This is a genomic window from Dyella sp. 2YAF14 (assembly GCF_052114725.1).
Taxonomy (GTDB): Bacteria; Pseudomonadota; Gammaproteobacteria; order Xanthomonadales; family Rhodanobacteraceae; genus Dyella.
In genome coordinates this window covers 1-5111 of sequence record NZ_JBFRFH010000034.1, presented here as the reverse complement: position 1 = coordinate 5111, position 5111 = coordinate 1, and the positions used below count along the sequence as shown (strand labels likewise).

General features: G+C 59.4%; 4 protein-coding genes and 1 pseudogene. 1 reads left to right on the top strand and 4 read right to left on the bottom strand.

Features of this window, described 5'->3' with window-relative positions; genetic code table 11:
- Nucleotides 1-261: 261 nt before the first annotated feature.
- A pseudogene (locus AB4Y82_RS21085) lies at nt 262-1083 on the bottom strand (IS110 family transposase); the annotation flags it as partial.
- A 166-nt stretch (nt 1084-1249) separates the two neighbouring features.
- Complete coding sequence (locus tag AB4Y82_RS21080) at nt 1250-2086, bottom strand: helix-turn-helix transcriptional regulator (protein ID WP_441605689.1); 837 nt, start codon at nt 2084-2086, stop codon at nt 1250-1252.
- Nucleotides 2087-2184: 98 nt separating this feature from the next.
- On the opposite strand from AB4Y82_RS21080, the gene AB4Y82_RS21075 reads away from it, so the two are divergent.
- Nucleotides 2185-3081 carry an SDR family oxidoreductase gene (locus AB4Y82_RS21075; RefSeq protein WP_441605688.1) on the top strand — a complete coding sequence of 299 codons (897 nt, stop codon included), beginning with the start codon at nt 2185-2187 and terminating at the stop codon, nt 3079-3081.
- An 87-nt stretch (nt 3082-3168) separates the two neighbouring features.
- Here the strand turns inward: AB4Y82_RS21075 and AB4Y82_RS21070 are convergent, their stop codons facing one another.
- On the bottom strand, nt 3169-3960 hold the full coding sequence (locus AB4Y82_RS21070; RefSeq protein WP_441605687.1) for a hypothetical protein: 792 nt from the start codon (nt 3958-3960) through the stop codon (nt 3169-3171).
- A gap of 119 nt (nt 3961-4079) precedes the next feature.
- A complete protein-coding gene (locus tag AB4Y82_RS21065) occupies nt 4080-4424 on the bottom strand; it encodes a hypothetical protein (protein ID WP_441605686.1) in 345 nt (114 codons plus the stop codon).
- Nucleotides 4425-5111 lie beyond the last annotated feature (687 nt).

The window sequence follows — 5111 nt, the reverse complement described above, 5'->3', positions numbered from 1 at the left end:
GGTCCGTATATGGACTCCTCCCCTTTGCCAAGCATCTCTTAGCTCTGGCGTCCGTGTCGACTGCACACGTATATCCGGCCTCTAGTTGCTGCACCGTCAGGCGGTGCCGGGCCACGATGAGCTAGTCGCGCGTCGGCTCCCAATCGCTTTGGCGTGCTCTGAGCACACGGACCTTTYAGGGKTTTGCCAACGCCGGTTCGACCGGTTCGTCATCACTTCGGGGGCTTCGCAATCGTRAAGGGATTTCCTCGGATGTATGGGTTAGGCGGCCGCCAGCGCCGGTTGGTAGTTCGTACCATGGCGGAGCATGGCCCAGGCCATGCGCGCCGTCTTGTTGGCCATCGCCACACAGGCCACGTTGGGATGAGATCGCGACGCCAGTCGGGTCACCCATCGACTCAGCGGATCGTCGTGTCGCGGTGCAGTTCGCAACATGGCGCGGGCGCCATGGACCAGCAGTGACCGAACGTAGGCGTCGCCGCGCTTGCTAATGCCGAGCAAGCGGTCCTTGCCGCCTGAGCTGCACTGCCGTGGTGTAAGGCCAAGCGATGCGGCCATCTGTCGACCGTTGGCAAACTGTCTTGCATCGCCAACACAGGCCACCAAGGCCGTGGCGACCACGGGGCCGACACCGCGCAACTGCTGCAACCGGCGCGCATCAGGATCAGCTTTGGCTGCCTCGTCGATTTGGCCATCCAATTCCACGATGCGCTCCTCTGCTGTGCGTAAATCTCGCCACAGACCTTCGAGCAAGTATCGGAAGCTCGCACTCAGACCGTTGTCGGCATCTTCCAGCCAGCTCGGGATCGCGCGACGCAACGAGGACATCTCCTTCGCCGCGACCAGGCCATACTCGGCAACTAGGCCGCGGATCTGGTTGCCTTTGGCCGTGCGCTGCTCCACCAGACTCGCGCGCACGCGGTGCATGGCTTGCAGATCTTGCTGAGCGACACTCTTGACGCTCACAAAGCGCATGCTCGGGCGACTCATCGCCTCGCAGATTGCCTCCGCATCCTTGGCGTCATTTTTGTTGCTCTTTACATAAGGCTTCACAAATTGSGGCGCGATCAGCMTCACGCGGTATCCCGTGGACCTGGAAGACCTGCTTGGCCACGTCTACTCCGATGCGCGTAAGCTTCATGGGTGGACTCCTCTTCGCCAGCGACTGGTTCTAATCGCTTCCAGTCTGGCACTCGATGCCGAAGACGGGGAGGAGTCCATCTCATTGCTTCGGGTCGAAAGCAGGCCTTCAACTCACCACTGCTCGTGACTTGATGTACGCACGAATCCGATCCTCGTCCGCGCTGGTTGCCGGGTTGTACACGATCATCCCCAGATCCGGCCGCCCATCAACGGCGAAGGCGGAAAACTCAAGTTCCAGAAGACCCAGTTCGGCATGGTGCAGACGTTTTACACCCTCGCCGTAGGCATTGACGTCGTTGGCCAACCATAGCGCTTCGAACTCCGGACTCAGACGGGACAGCTCTTCAACGAACTGGCCGATCTCCGCCACAGCACCTGCACGCGCAGCGTCGGCACGAAACGCGCCGACAACGAACCGTGCCACGCTTTGCCAGTCTTCCTGCGCGGCGCGTACCCGTGAGTTGGAAAAAATCAGCCGCAGAATATTCCGCTCTGCGGGAGGCAGCGCACCGTAGTCCGTGAGCACCGCAGCCGCTGCGCGGTTCCAGGCCACGACATCCCACAGGGCGGTCTTGACGATTGCAGGACTGACTTCCATCGCCTCGAGTACACGCTGCAGACGGGGCGTGACGCCGTCAACGGCTTTGTAACGGACTTCGGGTGGATGACCAAGGCCGAGTATGAAGAGGTGTTCGCGCTCCGGTTCAGTCAGCATCAGCCCGCTGGCGATACGGTTGAGCACATCTGCCGAGGGCGCGCCTCCCCGTCCCTGCTCCAGCCAGGTGTACCAGGTGGGACTGATGTTGGCGCGTTGGGCGACCTCTTCCCTGCGCAGACCCGGCGTACGTCGGCGCCCACCCGTAAAACCAAAGGCAGCCGGATCGAGTCGGCTGCGCCTGTCCTTCAGGTAAGTGCCGAGCTGATTGTCGATAGACGTGGACATGGCGATCCTGTTGGTTTTTATACCCTGATAATGTCACCGCTTTACCAGTATGCGCGTCGGGATAAGTTAGATCCAATACTCATCGTTGGAGACTTCCCTTGCTCATATTCCTGACCGGCGCGACCGGCTTTATCGGCTCCCGCATCGTGCCGGAGCTGCTCGCGGCCGGGCATCGCGTTCTTGGCATGACACGATCGGATGCGGGTGCACATGCCCTCACTTCCACGGGTGCCGAGGTGCATCGCGGCCATCTGGAAGATCTGGACAGTCTGCGCAGCGGCGCGGCGAAGGCGGACGCCGTGATCCACACCGCGTTCGATCACGATTTCTCCAACTTCGTCGCCAACTGTGAAAAGGATCGACAGGCCATCAAGGCCATGGGCTCGGTGCTGGCAGGCTCTGACCGTCCGCTGCTGATCACCTCCGGAACGGGCATGGGAATCGCCATGCCAGGCAAGCCTGCAACCGAGGATGTCCTCAATACAGAACATCCCAACCCCCGATCAGCATCGGAGATCGCGGGGGCAGAAATGCTAGCGGAGGGTGTCGCCGTGTCAGTCGTGCGCCTTCCGCAGGTGCATGACACGGTGAAGCAAGGCCTTATCAGTCCATTGATCGCTATCGCACGTGCCAAAGGTGCATCGGCTTATATCGGCGAAGGGCTCAATCGTTGGCCCGCTGCGCACGTGCTCGACGTGGCACGGCTTTATCGGCTTGCGATCGAGAAATGCGAACCTGGCGCGCGCTATCACGCCGTTGCCGAAGAAGGCATTCGTGTTCGCGATATTGCCGAAGTGATCGGCGCGGGCTTGGGTGTGCCCGTCATATCCATCTCGTCGAGTGACGCGGCGGATCATTTCGGATGGTTGACCGGATTCGTCGGCATGGATCTATTGGCGTCGGGCGCGTGGACACGCAAAGTGCTGGACTGGCATCCGAGCGGCCCAAGCATGCTGGGCGACCTCAAGCGGATGGATTATTCCGGCGCCCGCTGAGCGGCGGTCACCTTCAACGTTAGGCAACGATTGCGATGCCTGCTTCGGTTCGGAAGCGGCCATTTCACCTTTCCGCGTCGCCCGACGCTAGGGCCCAGTTGGCAGCGTGGCTTTCTCGTCGCGATAGGGATCGGACGGGTCTGGTGCGTTGAGCTCCGCCTTCAGGATGGCGACCTGGTGCGCTGCGTTTGCCCAGTCTTCACTGCGCTGCGCGATCAGTTTTCGGTCAGCCCCTTTGTACGCCGCGGCCGCCGCTGCATCGAAGGAATCCGGGTAAGCCGCGTTTCGGCAACGCGCACGCTTGGTGTTGTGACCGTGGGCCATTTGCCAACCAAAACAGGGGTCCAAAACAGGGGGCAGAGTGGACTTTCCTCTTGTGACGACGCCGGCGCATAAAAAAAAGGGCACTCTGACCCCGGTTTCGCCCTCAAACTGCGATGGCCAATGGCGTGTTGCGAGAGCGTTGGCTACGAGACGCTTGTTGAACTCTGTGCGCGCCCCGGGAGGAGCGACGGACAACCACATCTGCGCTTTGGCCGCGTGGCCAGCATGCAAGTTGGCCAATGCGAGATTGTTATAAGCAATGGTGGCGGTCGAATCACAGGCCTTCCCCGGATCCTCCGCGGATTTGCTTAGACAGTTCTCACGGTCCTCTTCGGAATGCTGCGTTTGCTGTTGATAGAACGCGATGGCCGATTGATAGTCATGCCTTTGGTAAGCCACATCGCCCTTGCGACCACAGTCGGCAGTGCCCTCGCACTGCTCACTGTCCGCCAGAACGGCAACTGGCCTCAGAAGAATGATCAATATAGCGATACCGATAATTCGTGCAACCAACTGCGTACCCATATCCCCTCGCTGAACCATCTTGACAGCCATTCCCGCTTCAAATAACGATCATCGCCACTGGAGGCGGATGTCCGCTTCGGGTCGAAAGCGGTCGCTCAATTCCTTCGCCAAAACGGAACAGGTCACGCGCATATTGAACGCATAGCTATCTATTGCCCGGGATCTGCTTTGGGATCGATGTCGGCACGCGTCGGTTGCGACGGATCGTAGAAGGTGTAGGTGAAGAACTGCTTCGGATCAGAAGGATATGTGCGCTTTGATAGAAATGTCCGTGCTGCAACGACATAACTTTGAGGAACTACCACCTCGACTGCGTGCGTATTGCCGGAACTTGGATCAATGACTTTGGATACTTCGAGCGTATCTATCTTGCCTGCGGGACTAACGGTCACCTGAAAGACAACTGCGTAGAGCTTGGGCGCAGCGAGTGCTGAAGACTGCGCCCAAGCTGTGCTTGCAAGGAGAAAAAGCAGTACCGCGATTAGGGGGCGCATCCTGACCTCACTGAATGACTAACGAAAAATATATGGGATCAGAGGCGTTTCATAGCTAGTCCCCTACAAACTGTCCGCTCCGGGTCGAAAGCGAACATTTCGGCACGCCGACTTAGCTTAGGGCTCCCACCGAGGTAGGAGCGCTACAAGCACCACGAATGCAAAGTAAGCGGCCGGCGCGGTCAATACTCCCAGCCCAAATCGCGCCCAAATACTTCTGGGCCATCGTAGGAACGAGAGCGCAAACCCTCCCAGCGCTATCGCCACATACGGCGCAAACGTCATCACCCACAGAGCGTAGAAGGCAAATATGTCTGATTTCCCTCGCGAGATCAGAAAGCTTGCCGCTATCGCAACGTACAAGCACAACGCAGGGAACAGCGCACCAAGTATCACCGCAACCCTTGGTCGAACCGCGGGCCTTAGAGCCACGAGCACCAACGACCCGACCGGAAGGCCAATCTCTAATGCGATCGCGCCAATGTTCATTGATGTCTCGGTCATGCTCCGCCCTATCGGAGATCAACTATGTTCGTAAGGTCCGTATATGGACTCCTCCCCTTTGCCAAGCATCTCTTAGCTCTGGCGTCCGTGTCGACTGCACACGTATATCCGGCCTCTAGTTGCTGCACCGTCAGGCGGTGCCGGGCCACGATGAGCTAGTCGCGCGTCGGCTCCCAATCGCTT

Bases quoted from the DNA above. Each gene is read 5' to 3' on its own strand.
- AB4Y82_RS21080 (WP_441605689.1), bottom strand. From the start codon at position 2,086: ATGTCCACGTCTATCGACAATCAGCTCGGCACTTACCTGAAGGACAGG.
- AB4Y82_RS21070 (WP_441605687.1), bottom strand. From the start codon at position 3,960: ATGGCTGTCAAGATGGTTCAGCGAGGGGATATGGGTACGCAGTTGGTT.
- AB4Y82_RS21065 (WP_441605686.1), bottom strand. From the start codon at position 4,424: ATGCGCCCCCTAATCGCGGTACTGCTTTTTCTCCTTGCAAGCACAGCT.